Origin of the sequence: Kribbella jejuensis (genome assembly GCF_006715085.1) — a bacterium.
Taxonomy (GTDB): domain Bacteria; phylum Actinomycetota; class Actinomycetes; order Propionibacteriales; family Kribbellaceae; genus Kribbella; species Kribbella jejuensis.
In genome coordinates, this window is sequence record NZ_VFMM01000003.1 from 597,416 (window position 1) to 613,887 (window position 16,472).

General features: G+C 68.4%; 19 protein-coding genes. 8 read left to right on the top strand and 11 right to left on the bottom strand.

What is annotated here, in order from left to right:
• Positions 1-111: 111 nt before the first annotated feature.
• Positions 112-693: an HAD family hydrolase gene (locus FB475_RS30540; protein WP_202878613.1), complete on the top strand. Its 582-nt coding sequence runs from the start codon at positions 112-114 to the stop codon at positions 691-693.
• Here the strand turns inward: FB475_RS30540 and FB475_RS30545 are convergent.
• Complete coding sequence (locus FB475_RS30545; protein WP_141860801.1) at positions 683-1,399, bottom strand: TetR/AcrR family transcriptional regulator; 717 nt, start codon at positions 1,397-1,399, stop codon at positions 683-685. The two genes, FB475_RS30540 and FB475_RS30545, sit on opposite strands and share 11 nt — an antisense overlap.
• Before the next feature lie 72 nt (positions 1,400-1,471).
• On the opposite strand from FB475_RS30545, the gene FB475_RS30550 reads away from it, so the two are divergent.
• A complete protein-coding gene (locus FB475_RS30550; protein WP_141860803.1) occupies positions 1,472-2,374 on the top strand; it encodes an NmrA family NAD(P)-binding protein in 903 nt (300 codons plus the stop codon).
• Positions 2,375-2,450: 76 nt separating this feature from the next.
• On the opposite strand, the gene FB475_RS30555 is transcribed toward FB475_RS30550, so the two are convergent.
• The 3 genes from FB475_RS30555 to FB475_RS30565 are packed head-to-tail and all read right to left on the bottom strand — an operon-like array spanning position 2,451 to position 4,294.
• Positions 2,451-2,999, bottom strand: coding sequence for an isochorismatase family protein (locus tag FB475_RS30555; RefSeq protein WP_141860805.1), 549 nt, complete (start codon positions 2,997-2,999; stop codon positions 2,451-2,453).
• Positions 3,000-3,053: 54 nt separating this feature from the next.
• A complete protein-coding gene (locus tag FB475_RS30560; protein WP_141860807.1) occupies positions 3,054-3,344 on the bottom strand; it encodes a DUF1905 domain-containing protein in 291 nt (96 codons plus the stop codon).
• Entirely contained in the window at positions 3,341-4,294 is a 954-nt protein-coding gene (locus tag FB475_RS30565) for a helix-turn-helix transcriptional regulator (RefSeq protein WP_141860809.1), read from the bottom strand. The genes FB475_RS30560 and FB475_RS30565 overlap by 4 nt, the downstream gene beginning before the upstream one ends.
• Before the next feature lie 93 nt (positions 4,295-4,387).
• On the opposite strand from FB475_RS30565, the gene FB475_RS30570 reads away from it, so the two are divergent.
• Positions 4,388-5,347, top strand: coding sequence for a helix-turn-helix transcriptional regulator (locus tag FB475_RS30570; protein ID WP_141860811.1), 960 nt, complete (start codon positions 4,388-4,390; stop codon positions 5,345-5,347).
• Between the two features lie 45 nt (positions 5,348-5,392).
• Positions 5,393-6,310 carry an LppU/SCO3897 family protein gene (locus tag FB475_RS30575; RefSeq protein ID WP_141860813.1) on the top strand — a complete coding sequence of 306 codons (918 nt, stop codon included), beginning with the start codon at positions 5,393-5,395 and terminating at the stop codon, positions 6,308-6,310.
• Between the two features lie 40 nt (positions 6,311-6,350).
• Here the strand turns inward: FB475_RS30575 and FB475_RS30580 are convergent, their stop codons facing one another.
• A complete protein-coding gene (locus FB475_RS30580) occupies positions 6,351-6,776 on the bottom strand; it encodes a nucleoside deaminase (RefSeq protein ID WP_141860815.1) in 426 nt (141 codons plus the stop codon).
• Positions 6,766-7,587 (bottom strand): LLM class flavin-dependent oxidoreductase, encoded by an 822-nt coding sequence (locus FB475_RS30585; RefSeq protein ID WP_141860817.1) that lies wholly within the window; start codon positions 7,585-7,587, stop codon positions 6,766-6,768. Before FB475_RS30585 ends, FB475_RS30580 begins: the two co-directional genes overlap by 11 nt.
• A 93-nt stretch (positions 7,588-7,680) precedes the next feature.
• Between FB475_RS30585 and FB475_RS30590 the strand changes: the two genes are divergently transcribed.
• Both FB475_RS30590 and FB475_RS30595 read left to right on the top strand, forming a co-directional pair.
• A complete protein-coding gene (locus FB475_RS30590) occupies positions 7,681-8,139 on the top strand; it encodes an Lrp/AsnC family transcriptional regulator (RefSeq protein ID WP_141860819.1) in 459 nt (152 codons plus the stop codon).
• A 684-nt stretch (positions 8,140-8,823) separates the two neighbouring features.
• Positions 8,824-9,603 (top strand): SDR family oxidoreductase, encoded by a 780-nt coding sequence (locus tag FB475_RS30595; protein ID WP_141860821.1) that lies wholly within the window; start codon positions 8,824-8,826, stop codon positions 9,601-9,603.
• On the opposite strand, the gene FB475_RS30600 is transcribed toward FB475_RS30595, so the two are convergent.
• On the bottom strand, positions 9,593-10,021 hold the full coding sequence (locus tag FB475_RS30600; protein WP_141860823.1) for an OsmC family protein: 429 nt from the start codon (positions 10,019-10,021) through the stop codon (positions 9,593-9,595). The genes FB475_RS30595 and FB475_RS30600 overlap by 11 nt on opposite strands.
• A gap of 42 nt (positions 10,022-10,063) precedes the next feature.
• The gene (locus FB475_RS30605) at positions 10,064-10,714 is read right to left on the bottom strand and encodes an SDR family oxidoreductase (RefSeq protein WP_141860825.1); all 651 of its coding nucleotides are present in this window, start codon (positions 10,712-10,714) and stop codon (positions 10,064-10,066) included.
• A 17-nt stretch (positions 10,715-10,731) separates the two neighbouring features.
• Between FB475_RS30605 and FB475_RS30610 the strand changes: the two genes are divergently transcribed.
• A complete protein-coding gene (locus FB475_RS30610) occupies positions 10,732-11,505 on the top strand; it encodes an alpha/beta fold hydrolase (RefSeq protein ID WP_141860827.1) in 774 nt (257 codons plus the stop codon).
• Here the strand turns inward: FB475_RS30610 and FB475_RS30615 are convergent.
• Positions 11,482-13,368, bottom strand: a complete 1,887-nt coding sequence (locus tag FB475_RS30615; protein WP_141860829.1) for a propionyl-CoA synthetase — start codon at positions 13,366-13,368, stop codon at positions 11,482-11,484. The two genes, FB475_RS30610 and FB475_RS30615, sit on opposite strands and share 24 nt — an antisense overlap.
• Positions 13,369-13,418: 50 nt before the next feature.
• On the opposite strand from FB475_RS30615, the gene FB475_RS30620 reads away from it, so the two are divergent.
• On the top strand, positions 13,419-14,339 hold the full coding sequence (locus FB475_RS30620) for a threonine/serine dehydratase (protein WP_141860830.1): 921 nt from the start codon (positions 13,419-13,421) through the stop codon (positions 14,337-14,339).
• Here FB475_RS30620 and FB475_RS30625 read toward each other — a convergent pair.
• Positions 14,332-14,940 (bottom strand): rhomboid family intramembrane serine protease, encoded by a 609-nt coding sequence (locus FB475_RS30625; protein WP_141860833.1) that lies wholly within the window; start codon positions 14,938-14,940, stop codon positions 14,332-14,334. The genes FB475_RS30620 and FB475_RS30625 overlap by 8 nt on opposite strands.
• 49 nt (positions 14,941-14,989) lie before the next feature.
• On the bottom strand, positions 14,990-16,387 hold the full coding sequence (locus tag FB475_RS30630; RefSeq protein WP_141860835.1) for an APC family permease: 1,398 nt from the start codon (positions 16,385-16,387) through the stop codon (positions 14,990-14,992).
• Positions 16,388-16,472 lie beyond the last annotated feature (85 nt).

Sequence of the window (16,472 nt, forward strand, 5' to 3'; positions counted from 1 at the left end):
TCTGCAAGGGTGTGGCCCAGCGGAAGGGGTTCGAGTGCTGACGACCGTGCTGGTCGATCTCGACGGGACGTTGGTTGACCACGAGTCGGCCGCGGCTGCTGCGGTTGTCGTGTGGGCGGCGGAGTACGGCGTAGTCGGGGCGGGGTTGCCGCGGACTGGGCGGCTGTATCGGACAAGTACTACCGGCGGTACCAGCGGCGGGAACTGACCTTCGCCGAGCAGCGGCGCCTGCGGGTGCGCGAGTTCCTAGGCGTCGAAGTGAGCGATGCCGAGGCGGATGCCATGTTCGAGGGTTATGTACGGCGGTACGAGGCGGGCTGGGCCGTGTACGACGACGCCGTACCGGCGTTGCGGTCTGTCCGCGCCGCCGGGCTGCGGGCTGTTGTACTGACGAACGGCAATACCGCGCACCAGCGGTACAAGCTCGATCGGATGGGGCTGACCGCGGAGATCGACGAGCTGATCACCGGCGACGACCTGCCCGCGACCAAACCCGATCCGCGGGCGTTCGCGTACGCGCTCGAACGTGTCGGTGCGGTTCCGGCCGGGGCGATGATGGTCGGCGACTCGCTCGAGAACGACGTCCGCGGCGCGCAGGCGGCTGGGATATATGCCGTGCTGGTTGATCGGTACGACAGGCATCCGCGGGGCGGCGTGCCGCGGGTTCGTGGGTTGGAGGAGATCAGGCTGTGAGGCGGCGGCGGTGGGCGCGTTGGCGGCAGGTGGGGCCGCAGTAGCGGGCTGGGCGGCCGGTGGTTCGGAGTGGGAGTGGGGCGCCGCAGTCGGCGCAGAAGCCGGTGGGGTTGTCACGGAACGCCGATTGTTCCGTGACACCGGATCGCAAGCCGTCCAGGACCAGTTGGACGAGCCGGAGGCCCGCTGCTGGGTCGCGGCGGGTCGCGAGCATCGAAGCGCAACCGGCGGTCAGTGACACGACGTCGTCCGGGCTGACGTCGGTCCGGACGCCTCCGGCTCGCTGAGCCGCGTGCAGCAGTGCGCCCACGACTTGGCGGAATCGCCTGACGGACGCGCGGAGCAGCGGACGCGGCCAGCTGGCGTCCTCGGTGACAACGTCGCAGAGGCGCCCGCGGCGATCCGACTTCTCCACCACGTCCAGCAAGAACCCGAAGAACGCCGGTGTCGGGGCGAATCGCGCCATCCGTTGCTCGCCTGAAGCAACCAGTTCGTCGAGGTGCTGGACGAATACCGCTTCCTGGAGGCCCTGCTTGGTCGGAAAGTGCCGGTAGACCGTGCCGGCACCGACGCCTGCCCGGCGCGCGATCTCGCCGAGCGGGACGTCGAGTCCCTGCTCGTCGAAGGCCTCGCCGGCGGCAGCGAGCATCTTGGCGCGGTTCCGGCGCGCGTCGGCGCGATCGCCGCCGCTGGTCGCTGTCGTCATGTCACGAAATCCCTTGTGTCGGCCCCTCAACCGGGTTGAAGTATTCCAGATATTCGTGAACGAGAGGACGACATGACCACCGAATCGAACAGCCCTGTAGCCGTCACTGGCGCAACGGGCAAGCAGGGCGGCGCGACAGCGCGTCGGCTCCTGGCCGGCGGGAGGCAAGTGCGCGCAGTAGTACGGGACACGGCATCGCCCGCCGCCGCAGCGCTCGCGGACGCCGGTGCCGATCTGGCTGTCGCGGACTTCGACGAGCCCGCGAGCTTGGCGCCGGCGCTCGAGGGAACGAGCGCGTTGTTCGCCGTACCACCGAGTGCCTATGGGCCGTCCGGGAGCAATCCGGAGCTCGAGTTCGCGCGTGGTCGTGCCCTGGCGGATGCCGCGGCGGCTGTCGGAGTCCGGCAGGTGGTGTTCACGGGCGTCGCGTCGACGAGCGGAGATGCATTCGCCGCGCCGGGCAAGCGGCGCACCGAGGAATACCTGCGGGAACACATTCCGCTGGTGACCGTGTTGCGGCCGGTGCGGTTCATGACGAACTATCTCGGGGCGCCGGGGCTCGGATTGGAAGGTTTCGTCGACGGGGTTCACCGGCATCTGTTCCCGCCGGACGAGCCTGTGCAGATCATCGCGCTCGAGGACATCGCGGAGTTCGCGGCGTTGGCGTTCGAGCAGCCGGAGCGGTTCGCCGGCCGCACCCTGGAGTTGGCCGGTGACGAGCTGACGCCGGTGGAAGCGGTCACGGCGATCGCTGCGGCGACCGGAGTCCCACTGCGGTACGAGCAGCTCACGCACGAGGAGGCCGCCGCGCTCAACGCGGAGATCGCCGAGACGCGGCAGCGGTGGATTGCCGGACAGCGCTGGCATGCCGACATCGAAGCGCTGCGCGTGATCCACCCAGGACTGCGCACCCTGGACGACTGGCTGGCCGAATCCGGCGCGGCCGCGCTCCGCAGCCTGCTAGGCGCCGCCTAGCCGCACACGGGCGCCCGGCTTGCCCCAGCCGTCTGCTCTGCGGCACCACCTACGTCTGCGTACAAAGGGCCGCCCGTCAGAAGCTCACCTCGTCGGTGTTCTTGACGGCGGCGGTCCGACCTGGCGCGCGGTGGTTCTCCCAGTAGAGGTTGGTGTGGGCGATGACCTTGTCCGGAGTGGGTGCGCCCCACTCCGAGAGGTCTTCGGTGGTGTGCGCGTCGCCGACGAGCGTCACGTCGTACCCACGAACCATCGCGCCGTGGATCGTCGAGCGGATGCATTCGTCGGTCTGGGCGCCGCTGACGACCAGGTGGCCGATGCCGGCGCGGGCGAGCACGTCCTCCAGATCGGTCGCCTCGAACGAGTCGGCGTACGTCTTGTGGACGACCGCCTCCGAGCCGTCGCGGGACAGTTCCGGTACGAGCTGCCAGTTGTCGCTGTCCTTCTGGAGATTCTCGCTGGAGTGCAGAACCCAGACGACCGGTACTCCCCCGGCGCGTGCCTTGCCGACGAGCGTGCCGATGTTCGCGACGACGCGGTCGCGCTCGTGCGCCTCGCTCACGACACCGTTCTGCACGTCGACCACGAGCAGGCCCGTGTTCGGCCGATCCGACAGCGTGGACATGTCCGCTCCTTTCGATCAGGTACGACGGAACGCTAGACAACCCCACCGACAGTTTCAGCTCCGCAACCGCAGCCGCACCACCGGCTCGTCCCCGTCGTCGAGATGCTCGGCCCGCCGCACCGCTGCCTTCACCGGCAGGATGTACCGCCCGTCCTTGGGAAACATCGACGTCTCCCAAACACTCCCCCCGATCTCCGCGGTGACCGGAATCATCCCCCACCCGTACGAGACGTGCCCCGCCTCCGCCTCGAAGTACCCACACTCCTCCTCCGGCACCGTAATGAAGTACCAAGGCGCCGGCCCCCGCCAATACCAAATCTCCCCCGAAAACTCGATGTCGTTCATTCCTCCCCCAATGTGCCGGCGGCCAGGAGGCGGGTGGCTAGGTTGCGGGAGGCTTCTTGGAGTTCGGGGCTTGCTTGGATTCGGTAGGGGGCTTTGATGGCGGTTAGTTGGGTGGCGTACCACTCTGGGTCGTCGGTGCTGGCCAGTAGGCGGGTGTGGGTTTCGTCTATGGGTTCCAGGCGGCCCATGCTTCTGGGGATCCACCAGCGTGTGGCTTCTAGTGAGGCGTCGATTTCTACTTCGATCGGGTAGCGCCAGCCCATGGCCAGGTGTTCTTCTACGGCGGCCAAGGGGTCCAGGTCGGCGGGCGGGGTGAACGTGGTGGGCTGGGGGTCGACCTTGGTGATCTTGTCGACTCGGAGGACTCGTTGGGCGTCCTTGGTGTGGGACCAGCACAGCAGGTACCAGCGGCCGCGGCGGACTACTACTGCCCACGGGTCGACGTCCATCGGCCACTCTTCCTGGTGGCGGCGGTAGGTGATGGTGATGCGGCGCGCGGAGGTGCTGTGCGAGACCAGGGCCGCGGTGATCTCCGGGTCGGGGGTACGGGCGCCGGGGTCGGGTCCGCGGGCGCTGACCCGGCGGATCGCGTCGGTGGAGCGGGCGACCGGTTCGGGCAGCACCCGGATGATCTTGCCGAGCGCGTTCTCGACCGGATCGGCCGCGCCACGCGGGCCTTCGAGCACGGCCATCACCAGGCCAAGGGCCTCGGTAGGGCTGAACATCAGCGGCGGCAACCGCAGGCCGCGGCCGACGCGGTAACCGCCGTACGGCCCGCGGACCGACTCGATCGGGATGTCCGCCTCGCGCAGGATCGCGACGTACCGGCGGGCGGCGCGCTCGGACACCCCGAGCTTCTCGCCCAGGTGTTCCGCGGTGATCCCGGGACTGTTCTGGATCAACTCCAGCACCATCAGGGTGCGCGCGGTCGGGCTCACGTCGTACGCCATCGTCCACCATTCCGGAAGAAGTCCGTCCGGCTCCGAGGGTAGACCACCAGAAAGTGCTCAACAGGTGAGCGGTTTGTCTGCGACGATCGAGGCGTGCGGGCGGATCGGTTGGTGGCGGTGCTGTTGCTGATGCAGGCCCGCGGGCGGGTCACGGCCAAAGAGGTCGCGGACGAGCTGCAGATCTCGCTCGCGACCGCGCGGCGCGATCTCGAGGCGTTGTCCACAGCCGGCATTCCGGTTTATCCACAGCCCGGGCGGCATGGCGGCTGGCAGCTCGTCGGCGGCGCCCGTACCGATCTGAGCGGCCTGACCGCGACCGAAGCGCAGGCTCTCTTCCTCCTCGTCGGCCCCGCGGCATCGATCGCGCCAGACGCGAAGGCCGCGCTCCGCAAGCTCGTCCGCGCGCTCCCGGACACCTTCCGCGAACATGCGCAGGCCGCGGCCGAGGCGGTCGTGATCGACCCGGCTCGCTGGGGTGAGCACGTCAAGGAACGCCCAGAGCTGGTACGTCGTCTGCAGGGCACCGTCGTACGCCGGGAACGTGTGCGACTCGTCTACTCCGGCCGCGGACGCGGTACGTCGGAACGCGTCGTCGAGCCGCTCGGGCTGGTCGACAAGGACGACGTCTGGTACCTGATCGCGGGTACACCCAACGGCCGGCGCACGTTCCGGGTCGACCGGATCGAGGAGGCCACGGCAACCGGTGATCTCTTCGAGCGACCGGACGACTTCGAACTGTCATCGGCGTGGGCCGAGATCGTCGAGCGGATGGAGGAACGCCGATCGGGGCTGACGGCAACGGTCCTGATGGACGAGCGGAACGTCCGGGTGATGCAGGACCGGCTCGGCCGGAACTGCGAGCTGGACGGGACGGTCGGCGATCGCGTGCGGATCCGGGTCACCGCGCCGACGCCGTTGATGATCGCGCAGCACCTGGCCGGCTGGGGCGGGTCGATCGAGGTGCTGGATCCACCGTCGGTGCAGGCCGAGCTCGCGCGTCTTGGCCAGGAATTGATCGATCGTTACGGCTCGATGGACCGCCTTGGTGAGTAAGGTGCCATGGTTCAGCGTGTCCCGTTCAAGCCTCAGGAACCATTCGTGACCACATCCCCTCCCCAGCCGCCGCAGGGTCCGTACGCACCTCAGCCGGGCGGCTACGGTCCGCCACAGCAGCAGCCGTACCCGCAGTACTCCCAGCCGGGCCAGCAGGTCCCGCCTCCGGGTCAGCCGTACCCGGGTCCGCCGCAGTACGGTCCCCAGGACGGCCAGCAGTACCAGGGCCAGCCCGGTGCGTACCAGCAGCAGTACGCCGGTCAGCAGGCACCGCAGTACGGCCAGTACCAGCAGCAGGACCAGTACCAGGGTCAGTACCAGGGCCAGCAGGGTCAGCCGTTCCCGCAGCCGGGATACGCCCCGCAGGGCCAGCTGAGCTGCCGCTTCTGCGGTGGTTACCCTGCCGTGGACGCCACCGTCCGCGGTCACCAGGGCATGATCATCCTGATGCGGTTCCTGAAGCTGCGGGGTCCATTCTGCCGCACCTGCGGGATCGCCTCCGTCCGCGACATGACCTCGAAGAGCCTCTGGCAGGGCTGGTGGGGCATCGGTTCGTCGATCATCAACCCGATCACGATGCTGATGAACATCGGCCCGATGCAGAAGTTCAAGCGCCTCCCCGAGCCCACGCCGGGTCCGGGACAGCCGATGAACCCGGGCAAGCCACTCTTCCAGCGCCCGGCGATCCTGATGCTGCTGCTGCCGGTCGTGGTCATCGCACTGCTGATCGTCGGCAACCTCAACTCGACCGAGTCGAAGGCAGAGGTCGGCTCCTGCGTCGTGAACAAGGGCACGTCGTCGAGCCCTGACGTGAAGGTCGTCAAGTGCAGCTCGTCGGATGCGGAGTACCGGGTGATCGACCGGATCGACTCCACCGACGAAAGCAAGTGCGGTGAACAGACCGACGCGACGTACGTCGACGAGGGCGCCGACTACACCCTCTGTCTGGCGCGAATCAAGTAGCTAAGTGCGAAAGGGGTCCCGATAGCGGGACCCCCTTTCGTCAGCTGTAGTAGCCCTCCACAGGTACTCGGGCCTCGTCGTAGAGCGCAGGGCCTTCCATTGGAACTGCAGGGAAGTCGCCTGTGGACTTCAAGCCGTTCAGCTGTTCGCCGGACAGTGCGTAGACGACCCTGCCCAGGCCTGAGCGTGCCAGGGCTCCTGTGCACATGGGGCAGGGCTGGCAACTGGTGTACATGGTGGTGCCGGCTGCTTGCTCCGGGGTGAGGTGCTGGGCTGCCCAGACCGCGAGCTTCAGTTCTGGGTGGTAGCTGATGTTGCCTTCGCTGAGGGTGGTGTTGTGGTCCTCGGCCAGTACGTCGCCGTCGGGGCCGACCAGCAGCGAGCCGAACGGTGCGTCGCCGGCCTCGCGGGATGCCGCGGCCAGCGCGATCGCTCGGCGCAGGAACTGTTCTGCTTCAGGTGTCACGTCGTCTCCAGTTGTCGATGATCGTCGCCAGTTGCTGCCAGGCTGCTTCAGGGCGTTCGGTCTCGGCCGGGTCGCCGACGAACGGGTCGAGTACGACGGTCGAGGCGCCGAGCTCCCGCAGCACGGCGAGGTCGTCCAGCACCTGCTCGACCGAGCCCTCGCCGGCGATCCGTTCGTCGTCGGCCAACGGTTCGTCGGTCAGCCGAAGCAAGATGCGCGGAGCAAACCCAGGCGTAGGCGATGTCTGGTCCGCGGTTTTCGCGAGCGCGTACAGGCGCGCGAGGCCGGTGCGTAGTTGCGGGAGGGTTTGGCGGAGAGGGTGCCAGGCGGTTCCGAAGCGAACGGCCCGGCGGAGGGCCGCGGGGCTGTTGCCGCCTATCCAGAGCGGGATGTCCTTGGGTAAAGCTGCCAGCACTTCGTCGGTGGCCCGGCCGCGGGCCGCGAAGTCGGCGCCCAGCGCGGCGAACTCCTGTTGGGCCCAGCCGGCGCCGACGCCGAGGATCAGCCGGCCGTCGCTCAGCGCGTTCAGGTTGGTCGCCATCCTTGCCGTCAGCAACGGATGGCGGTACGGCGCGATCAGCACCGTCGTACCGAGCCGGACCCGGTCGGTGATCCCGGCAAGCCAGCTCAGCGTGGTGAACGGCTCGAAGAACGGCTCCGGGTACTGCTCCTCCACGTCCGGTGTGATCACCACATGGTCCGACACCATCAGCAGGTCGTACCCGAGCCCTTCGACGACTCGCGCCCAGTCCCGCAGCCGCGCCGGGTTCGTCTCCGGTCCGAAGTTCGGTACGTTCACGCCAAGTTCCACGCCCTCAGGCTATCCAGGCGACAGCCCGTCCTTGAAGAGAATCCTCACGGCACAACAGCCGACGGGCCGTGGAATCACCGGTAGATTGCCCGTATGACCGAGACTCTCGATCCGACCGACTGGGCGATCATCAACGAGCTGCAGGAGGACGCGCGGCTCTCGCTGACCCAGCTCGGCCGGCGCGTGAACCTGAGCGCCTCGGCGACCACCGAGCGGGTACGGCGGCTCGAGGCGATCGGCGTCATCACCGGGTACCGCGCCGAGGTCGACCTGACGAAGGTCGGCTACCCGGTGCTGGCCGTCGTACGGCTGAAGTACCCGGGCAACAAGCACGAGCCGCTGCACCGGCTACTGGCCGAACGCCGCGAGATCCTCGAGTGCCTGCGCACCACCGGGGACGACTGCTACACGCTCAAGGTGGCGGCGGGCTCGATGCCGCACCTGGAGGAGCTGGTCAACGAGCTGACCGAGTTCGGTAGTACGACGACCAACCTGGTGTATTCGCAGACGCAGCGGTACCGCGGTCCGCAAAAACCGGTGACCCTTCGATGACCCCAGTGCTGAAGGTGCTGGGGATAGAGGTCTCCCCCGCGTTGCTGGACCGGTGGGTCGACTGGCTCGCCCCTGATGAGCAGCCGTTCTTCGTCACGGCGAAGCAGGCTCGTGCCTGGAAGTTGACGGATGATGAGCGCGAGCCCAGTCGCGAGGACCGCGATACCTACTGGATCTACGCGATTGACCGGAAGGCAGCCCGGACGGTTTGGCTGACCGAGGACGCATTCCTCGACCTGCCTCGCAGCACCCGCGCGGGGTTGGTGCGGCAACAGGTCGCCTGCGGTCGCGGGGCGGCTCCCACGACGCGGAGGTGGTCGGGTGTCCTCGGGTCGCGCGTGAGGGAGCAGGCGGACGGGCATCGGTTCGTTTGGTGGAAGTCCTTGCTGACTGATCCGGAGGCAGTACTTCCGCTGATCGTCAGCCAGGGGCTAGGAGCGAGTAGACACACGGAAGTTCGCAGCTGGCCGCGGCAGTTTCCGAGAGCCCGTGAGTTGGCCGGAACGTTCGCGCCGGGCAGTGGGCCCAACTGTTTTGGGACCGTGATGGCGGCGTGTGGGGTGGGTGGATGTTGCACAAGCCGTCGCAGTCCTGGATGTCGCCGCGGAAGGTTCGGAGTGTTGGGGACGTCAAGCGCGCCACGCGGACCATCGGTTGGCGGTTGGGACGCCATAGAGTTGTCGTGTGAGGCTTCTCGTCACCGGAGCCGCGGGACTTCTGGGGCGGGAGCTCCTGCGGACCGCGGACCACGACGTCGTACCGGCGTACCACTCGCAAGCTGTGCCGGGCGGAGTACAGCTCGACATCCGGAGGCGGGACGACGTCCGAGCGGTCATGCGCGACGTGCGGCCGGACGCCATCATCCACACTGCCTACCGGCAGGACGATTGGATGACGACCGCCGACGGTGCGGTCAACGTCGCGCTCGCCGCCGAGGGAGCGCGGCTCGTGTTCGTGTCGAGCGACGCGGTCTTCGGGCACCGCGCCGCTGCCTACACCGAGGACGAGCCGCCGTGCCCGACCACGCCGTACGGCGCCGCGAAGGCAGCGGCCGAGACGACCATCCGCACGATCCGGCCCGACGCACTCGTCGCCCGTACGTCGCTCATCGTGGGATCGAACGGCGATTCGGGCGAGGAACAGCGGGTACGACGTCTCGCAGCCGGCGAGCCCGGTACGTTCTTCACCGAGAACATCCGCTGCCCGATCCACGTCAGCGATCTCGCGGCCGCACTGCTCGAACTGCTCGTCACCGACGCCGATGGCATCGCCCACCTGTCCGGACCGCAGGCGCTCAGCCGGCACGAACTCGGGTGCCTGATCGCGACCCGAGACGGTCTCGATCCGAACGTGTTGCCGTCCACACAGGGAACAGCGTCGGTCATCCAGCTCGACAGCAGCCGTACCCAGCGACTGCTGAAGACCCGCCTCAGACCGGCAGCCGAGTTCTTGCTCAGTCGTTGACCGTGGTCGTCACCGGCGTACCGAGCTCGACTGTGCGGCTGACCGTGCAGAGCCGGTCGTGGGACATCTTCACCGCACGCGGCAGCGCCTCACGGGCCTTGTCACCGTCCTCGCCCTCCGCGAAGCGCACGGTGAACTCGACCGCGAGGTTCTCCATCCGGTTGCCCTCGTCGGCGTCCCGGACCTTGTCGCCGTGGACCACGGCGCTGAACTCGGTCGGTTCCGCGCGCCGGCTGACGACGACGTCGACATCGATCGCCGAGCAGGTGCCGATGGCGGCCAGTAGCAGCTCGACCGGCGTGAAGTCGGTGTCCGCGCCGCCGGACCCGACCCGGATCGTACCGCCGCGGTCGTTCTTCACCTCGTAGCTGCTGTTCGCCAGGCGCTCGAAGCTGATCTGGCGAAGGGTGTCTGCCATCGTCGGCTCACATTCTGTTGCTTGTGGCAACTCAAAGGGTGTTCAGAGGTTGTCGAGGGCGTCCCGGACCGGGGTGTCCCCGGCCACGAGTTCGAGGGTCCGGCCGATCGCGGCCGGGGTGTCGCAGAGGCCGGCCAGCACCAGCGCGACGTCGTCGCGGCTGATCCGGCCGTTGCCGGTCTTGTCGGCGAGGTACACCGTGCCGGTGCCCGGGTCGTCGGTGAGGCTGCCCGGCCGCAGTACGGTCCAGTCCAGGTCGCGGGCGCGCAGGTCCTCCTCGGCGGCCCACTTGGCTTTCAGATACACAGTGAAGGTCGAGTCGTCGGTCAGCGAGTCGGCTCGGTCCGCGCCCATCGAGCCGACCTGGATGTGCCGCCGGACGCCGGCCTGCTCGGCAGCCTCGGCGAACAGCGCGGCCGCGCCACGGTCGACGGTGTCCTTGCGCGCGTTCCCGCTGCCGGGCCCGGCGCCGGCGGAGAAGATCGCCACGTCGGCACCACGCAGTACGTCGGCCACCGCGGCGGCGTCCGCCTGTTCGAGATCGAGTACGGCGGCCTGTCCGCCCGCGGCGGCGATGTCGGCCTCGTGATCCGGGTTGCGGACCACCCCGACGACCTCGTGCCCGTCGGCGCTCAGCAGCCGGGTCAGGCGCAGCGCGATCTGTCCGTGTCCACCCGCAATCACGACTCGCATACCTGCACACTATCTCTGTGCCGTACGCCGTCGCCGCCCAAGGGACCAGGATCGCCTATCAGGTTAGTGGCGAAGGGCAACCACTTGTCCTGCTCGCCGGGCAGTCCAACAACCACACCTGGTGGGATCCGGTGCGAGCGGACTTCGAAGCGGAGTACCGGACGATCACCTTGGACTGGAGAGGAACAGGAGCCAGCGACAAGCCGGATGAGGTCTACAGCACCCGCGGTTTCGCGCAGGACGTCACGGCTGTTCTGGACGCTCTCGGAGTGAACACCGCCCACATCTATGGGACCTCGATGGGTGGCCGGGTCGCGCAGTGGCTCGCCATCGACCATCCGGAGCGCGTCGACAAGCTCATGCTGGGATGCACCTCACCCGGGGCCGCCCACGGGTATGAACGCAGTCAGGCGATCCGGAGAGCACTGGCGGACCCAGCACGCACAGAGCAGGTACTGCTCGGGCTGATGTACACGCCGGGCTGGCTGGCCGACCACCCCGGCCCGTACTACGTGCTGGGTGACGCGAGCATGCCGCCGTACGCCAAAGGCCGGCATCTCGTCGCGAGCAACAAGCACGACGCGTGGGACGGTCTCCCGACCATCGCCGCGCCGACCCTCGTCCTGCACGGCACCGACGACCTGTTCAGTCCGGTCGCCAACGCCCAGCTCCTCGCCGACCGGATCCCGAACGCCCGCGCCGAGCTCATCGAAGGCGCCCGGCACGCGTACTTCCACGAGTTCCGCGACGTCGCGAGTGCCGCGGTACTAGCCTTCCTGAGCGCCGCGTAGCACCGGCCGGAGCGCGTCGAGTACGGCAGGATCCTCGATCGTCGACGGCACCGGTTCGTCCCGGCCGTCCGCGATCCCGCGCATCGTCCGGCGCAGGATCTTCCCCGACCGCGTCTTCGGCAGCGCCTCCACCACCGACACATCGCGGAACGCCGCGACCGGCCCGATCTCCCGCCGTACGGCACCCACCAGCTCGTCCCGCAGTACGTCCTCGGGGACTGTCGCGCCCGCCTTGAGTACGACGAGCGCCCGCGGCAGCTGCCCCTTCAACGGGTCGTGTACGCCGATCACCGCGCACTCGGCGACCGCCGGGTTCGCCGCGACAACGGCCTCGATCGACCCGGTCGACAGCCGGTGCCCGGCCACGTTGATCACGTCGTCGGTGCGGCCCATCACGAAGATGTAGCCGTCGTCGTCGATGTAGCCGCCGTCGCCGGTCAGGTAGTAGCCGTCGTATTCCTTGAGGTAGCTGTCGATGTAGCGCTGGTCGTCGCCCCACAGCGTCGGCAGCGCACCCGGCGGCAGTGGGAGCTTGATCGCGATCGACCCTTCCTCGTGCGGCTGGAGCTCCTTGCCGTGCGGGTCGAGGATCTGCACGTTCCAGCCTGGCATCGGCACGGTCGCCGACCCGGGTTTGGTCCGCAGCGGTTCGAGCCCGCGCGGATTCGCGGCGATCGGCCAGCCGGTCTCGGTCTGCCACCAGTGGTCGACGACCGGTACGCCGAGATGGTCGTGCGCCCAGTGGTACGTCTCCGGGTCGAGCCGCTCCCCCGCCAGGAACAACGTCCGGAACGACTCCATCGTGTACTTCGTCAGCTCGGCGGCCTCGGGATCCACCTTCTTGATCGCGCGGATCGCGGTCGGCGCGGTGAAGAGCGCCTTCGCCCCGTGATCGGAGATCACTCGCCAGAACGCGCCGGCGTCCGGCGTACCGACGGGCTTGCCTTCGTACAGGACGGTGGTCGCGCCGACCAGGAGCGGCGCGTAGACGATGTACGAGTGGCCGACGACCCAGCCGACGTCCGACGCGGTCCACCACACGTCGCCGGGGCCGATGTCGTACACGTTCCGCATCGTCCACGCCAGCGCGACCGCGTGGCCGCCGTTGTCGCGGACCACGCCTTTCGGGCGCCCCGTCGTACCGGAGGTGTAGAGGATGTAGAGCGGGTCGGTCGCCGCGACCTGGACCGGATCCACCGGCTGCGCGTCGGCGACCAGCGACGACCAGTCGAGGTCGTGTTGCCCCAGCTGAGCCTCGGCCTGCGGACGCTGCAGTACGACGGTGTGCGCGGGCTGATGCGACGAGAGCCTCAGCGCCTCGTCGATGATCGGCTTGTACTCGACGACCCGTGCCGGCTCGATCCCGCACGACGCGGCGACGATCACCTTCGGACCGGCGTCCTCGATCCGGGCGGCGAGCTCTCGCGGAGCGAAACCGCCGAACACCACGGAATGGATCGCTCCGAGGCGGGCGCACGCGAGCATCGCGACGACCGCTTTCGGGACCATCGGCATGTAGATGATGACCCGGTCACCTTTACCGACACCGAGCGACGCGAGTGCGCCGGCGAACGTGGCAACCTCGTCGCGCAGCTCGGCGTAGGTGAACGACGCGCCCGACCCGGTGACGGGTGAGTCGTAGATGAGCGCTGTCCGGTCGCCGGCGCCGGCTTCGACGTGGCGGTCGAGGGCGTTGTAGGACGTGTTCAGCACGCCATCGGGGAACCACCGGAAGATCGGGGCCTCGGTCGCGTCGATCACCCGGGTCGGCGAGCGCGTCCAGGAGATCGCCTCGGCCGCCTCCAGCCAGAACCCGTCCGGGTCCTCCAGGCTTCGCCGGTAGCTCTCGTCGTACGCACCCATCGATCGGCCTCCCGTCCGTCCGCTCCTTTCCATCGTGGCAGGGTTGGACCATGACGGTAAGCCTCGACGACGTGCAGCGTGCCGCGGAACGGATCGCCGGGCGGGTACGGCGTACTCCGGTGATCCAGGTCGCGCCTGGCCTCACGTTCAAGCTCGAACTGCTCCAGCACACCGGCTCGTTCAAGCCGCGCGGAGCGTTCAACCGGTTGCTCAGCGCGAAGGAGAGCGGCGAGCTGACCGGCCAGGGGATCGTCGCGGCGTCCGGGGGGAACCACGGGCTCGCGGCGGCGTACGCGGCCCGCGAACTCGGCGTACCGGCCCGGATCTTCGTGCCCGTCACCACCCCGGCGGCCAAGCTCGACAAGTTGCGGACGCTCGACGCGGACGTGGTGCAGATCGGGAACGAGTACGCCGAGGCGTACCAGGCGGCGCTCGCGGCGCGGGAGGAATCCGGCGCGGTGCTGGTCCACGCGTACGACCAGCCGGAGATCGTCGCCGGCCAGGGCACGGTCGGCCTCGAACTGCTCGACCAGGCCGGCACGTTCGACACCGTGCTGGTCGCGGTCGGTGGCGGCGGCCTGATCGCCGGCATCGCCACCGCCCTCGGCGACCACGCCCAGGTCATCGGCGTCGAACCGGCCGCCGCGCCCACGATGAACCGCGCGTTGCAGGCCGGCCGGCCCACCGACGGTCCGGTCGGCGGCGTCGCAGCCGACTCACTGGGTGCCCGCCGCCTGGGCGACCTCGCGTTCGAAGCAGTCCAGAACCATCACGTACGGTCGATCCTGGTCGACGACGACTCGATCGTTGCCGCCCGCAGCGAGCTCTGGCATCAGTACCACCTGGCGACCGAGCACGGCGGTGCCACGGCGTACGCTGCGCTGGTTTCAGGTGCCTACAAACCGACAGCCGGCGAACGCGTAGTAGTGGTGGTCTGCGGCGCGAACACCGACCCGAGCACGCTTACTTAGCCCGCGCCTGCTTGTCGTCGGCGAGCACCCACGCCGCCAGCACGCCGGCGATACCTCCGCAGAGGTGGCCCTGCCAGGAGATCCCGTCCTGTGGCAGCAGACTGGTCAGTAGCGCGCTGCCCCACACCATGATCACCACGATCCCGATCAGCACCTGACCGATCCGCCGGTTGAACAGTCCCCGCACGATCAGGTACGCCGCGTACCCGAAGACCACGCCACTGGCACCGATCGTGATCATGTTCGGCGGCGAGATCAGCCAGGTCCCGAAGCCACCGATCACCGCGACGATCGCAGTCACCTGGAACAGCCGGGCCGCGCCGTTGATCGCGATCAGCAGACCGAGCGTGACCAGTGGCAGCGTGTTCGAGATCAGGTGGCCGAACCCCAGGTGCAGGAACGGCGCGGTCAGGATCCCGACCAGGCCACGCGGCTCGCGCGAGATGATCCCGTACTGGTTGAGCGACCCGTTCATCGCCGTGTCGATGACCTCGACCAGCCACATCAGCCCGACCAGCACACCGAGCAGCTTCAGCCCACCACCGATCTTGGCGGTGTCCACACTGCGTCCGGTCCGCCTCGCGGGAGTCTGCGAGCTCATACCTCCACCATGCCGCACCCCTCCAAGTCTGCGCCCTCCGACAGGCGCGTCAGTTCACAGGGCCTTGCGGGTCGAGGTGCGACGGATCGAACTCGGCGTGCCGCTTGAACACGTACTTGTTGAGCAGCCACGTCAGCGCCCACAGTCCGACGCCGACGACCATCAGCCAGCCGGCGATCTTGTAGTCGGCCGAGTCCCGTCCCGACAACGGGCTGGCCAGGTAGACACACAGTACGACGCCCGCGACCGGCAGCGCGGTCGGTGCGTGGAAGTGCTTGTGCTCGACCCTGTCCCGGCGCAGCACGAGCACCGCGACGTTGACGACCGCGAACACGCACAACAGCAGGAACGCCGTCGTACCACCCAGCGCCGCGAGGTCGGCGTACCCGATCAGGGCGAACGCGAGCAGCGTCGTGAACAGGATCGCGACGTACGGCGTACGCCGCTTGCGCAGCACCCGGCCGAGCGGACCGGGCAGCACCTGCTCGTGCGACATGCCGTACAGCAGCCGGCTCGCCATCAGCATGTTGATCAGCGCCGAGTTGGCGACCGCGAACATCGTGATCCACGCGAACACCTCGAGCGGGAACCCCGGCGCGCCGGCCTGGACCACCTTCAGCAGCGGAGTCGCGCCCTTGTTCAGCTCGTCCGGCGAGACCAGCGCGACCGCGGAGATCGCGACCAGGACGTAGATGACGCCGGTGATGCTCAGCCCGATCAGCATCATCCGCGGGAAGATCCGCACCGGGTCCTTGGTCTCCTCGGCCATGTTCACCGAGTCCTCGAACCCGACCATCGCGAAGAACGCCAGCGCGGTCGCCGCCGTCACCGCACCGAACGGCGACTCGCCCTCGGGTACGTGGAAGTCGGTGAGCCGGGAGGTGTCGCCGTCGCCGCCGAGCAGCGCCCACGCGCCGATGCCGATCACGATCAGCAGACCGCTGAGCTCGACACAGGTCAGTACGACGTTCGCCTTGACGCTCTCCCCGACGCCGCGCAGGTTCACCAGCGCGATCAGCGTCATGAACGCGAGAGCCGTGATCATCAGCAGCGCGCCGCGGTCCGGGTCGATGTGGGCGGCGGAGAAGAAGTTCGCGGCGAACGCCTTCGACGCGCTGGACGCCGACGTCAGACCCGAGCACATCACCGCGAAGGTCAGCAAGAACGTGAGGAAGTGGATCCCGAACGCCTTGTGCGTGTAGACGGCAGCACCACCGGCCTTCGGGTACTTGGTCACCAACTCCAGGTACGACGTCGCGGTGAGCATCGCGACGACGAACGCGCACAGGAACGGCAGCCACACCGCTCCCCCGACCTCACCGGCCACCTTCCCGGTCAGCGCGTAGACGCCGGTGCCGAGAATGTCGCCGACCACGAACAACAACAGCAGCCCTGGCCCCATGACGCGCTTCAACTCGGGGCGTTGCGCTACGGCCCGCTCACTCATCGCGCCTCCCTCACCTCGCTGCGTCACCCCATCGTCGCATCTGAGAGCAAACTGAGAGGGAGTGACGCGCGCGTTGGGGCATCAT

What these genes read in the sequence shown, in the direction of transcription:
- FB475_RS30625 (WP_141860833.1), bottom strand. Translation starts at nt 14,940, where the DNA reads ATGAGCTCGCAGACTCCCGCGAGGCGGACCGGACGCAGTGTGGACACC.
- FB475_RS30590 (WP_141860819.1), top strand. Translation starts at nt 7,681, where the DNA reads ATGACCGAGACTCTCGATCCGACCGACTGGGCGATCATCAACGAGCTG.
- FB475_RS30550 (WP_141860803.1), top strand. Translation starts at nt 1,472, where the DNA reads ATGACCACCGAATCGAACAGCCCTGTAGCCGTCACTGGCGCAACGGGC.
- FB475_RS30560 (WP_141860807.1), bottom strand. Translation starts at nt 3,344, where the DNA reads ATGAACGACATCGAGTTTTCGGGGGAGATTTGGTATTGGCGGGGGCCG.
- FB475_RS30615 (WP_141860829.1), bottom strand. Translation starts at nt 13,368, where the DNA reads ATGGGTGCGTACGACGAGAGCTACCGGCGAAGCCTGGAGGACCCGGAC.
- FB475_RS30545 (WP_141860801.1), bottom strand. Translation starts at nt 1,399, where the DNA reads ATGACGACAGCGACCAGCGGCGGCGATCGCGCCGACGCGCGCCGGAAC.
- FB475_RS30605 (WP_141860825.1), bottom strand. Translation starts at nt 10,714, where the DNA reads ATGCGAGTCGTGATTGCGGGTGGACACGGACAGATCGCGCTGCGCCTG.
- FB475_RS30555 (WP_141860805.1), bottom strand. Translation starts at nt 2,999, where the DNA reads ATGTCCACGCTGTCGGATCGGCCGAACACGGGCCTGCTCGTGGTCGAC.
- FB475_RS30620 (WP_141860830.1), top strand. Translation starts at nt 13,419, where the DNA reads ATGACGGTAAGCCTCGACGACGTGCAGCGTGCCGCGGAACGGATCGCC.
- FB475_RS30600 (WP_141860823.1), bottom strand. Translation starts at nt 10,021, where the DNA reads ATGGCAGACACCCTTCGCCAGATCAGCTTCGAGCGCCTGGCGAACAGC.
- FB475_RS30630 (WP_141860835.1), bottom strand. Translation starts at nt 16,387, where the DNA reads ATGAGTGAGCGGGCCGTAGCGCAACGCCCCGAGTTGAAGCGCGTCATG.
- FB475_RS30565 (WP_141860809.1), bottom strand. Translation starts at nt 4,294, where the DNA reads ATGGCGTACGACGTGAGCCCGACCGCGCGCACCCTGATGGTGCTGGAG.